Source organism: Bacillus sp. GMa5/1 (assembly GCF_050172015.1).
In the GTDB taxonomy this organism is placed as follows: Bacteria; Bacillota; Bacilli; order Bacillales; family Bacillaceae_G; genus Bacillus_A; species Bacillus_A cereus.
Genome location: NZ_JBNLYC010000418.1, coordinates 1 through 1,131 on the forward strand (window position 1 = coordinate 1; position 1,131 = coordinate 1,131).

Sequence of the window (1,131 nt, forward strand, 5' to 3'; positions counted from 1 at the left end):
TAAATAAAAAAAAAACCTTGCAAGATTTTTGTAAGGTTTTTTGAATTGGTATATACATTAAAGAGAAAAATTGAATTTCTAATTATAATTAAGACCAAACCCACTCATCATTTTGATAAGCTTGAGTGTTGGTTTCATCTACTTTTTGAATATTATCTATAACGGTTACATCTGCATCGATATTACCACGTCCCAAAGCCAATTCCATATTAATTTTCACTTTGTCTCCTAATTTAAATTGTTGTCCTTGAGTTAAACGAACTTCGATAATTTCTTTTTGGCCATATTGATTCATATAAGGAACTATTACGTAATTAAACTCATTAAATTTATTTCCAATTTCTATAATTTCACCTGTTACATGGCCATTTACTTCACGATTCAAAATAGGGTTACTTTGTGCCTGAGAATCATTAACTTTTTCAATTTCGTCCATTACCGACCACTCATTACTTCTTTCAGCGTTCGCCATATGCACTTTCACTTTTTCATCTGCATTAAATTTTTGTCCTTTTGTCAAATAAACCGTAACATTCTTTTTTTGAACCCCATCTTTTCCAGTATATTGAACGATTACATAATCTAATGATTGAAATTTACCTACTTTTGTAATATATCCTATTTCATATTCGTATGCGAAGACATGTTCTAAATATTCCCCCTGATGCAATGTATCAGTCCCTTGAACTTTTTCAATAGACTGTGCAATCATATAACTCTCAAAATTACGCATCATCGCACCAGTAGCTTTTATATCATCACCAACTTTTACATTAGGATTAAAGTTAGTTGTAGTAATACTAAAACGATTAGTATTATCAATATTCGTATTGGATTCTTTCACTTCAATATAGATAGTATTCCCTGAAACTTCCACTACACGTCCTTCTATTGATGAAACATTTGATTCAACAGCTGCACTTGCTTTTGTTACCTCTAATCCTGGTAAATTTGTTCCTGCAAGAGCTGCAATTCCTAATGCACCAGCTAAAATGATTTTTTTCATACCTTATAACATCTCCATTCCGATTGTATTTAAATACACAGTTAGGTTTAATCCGTAACTAACTTTCGTATATCACCTAACATGTAACTATTATAGTTACAATAAGAATGATTATCAACTATAAT

1 pseudogene is annotated in these 1,131 nt (G+C 30.6%); it reads right to left on the bottom strand.

From position 1 onward, the window contains the following. Positions 1-685 precede the first annotated feature (685 nt). Positions 686-1,006: pseudogene (locus ACQGSG_RS29105) on the bottom strand (hypothetical protein); the annotation flags it as partial. Between the last annotated feature and the right edge of the window lie 125 nt (positions 1,007-1,131).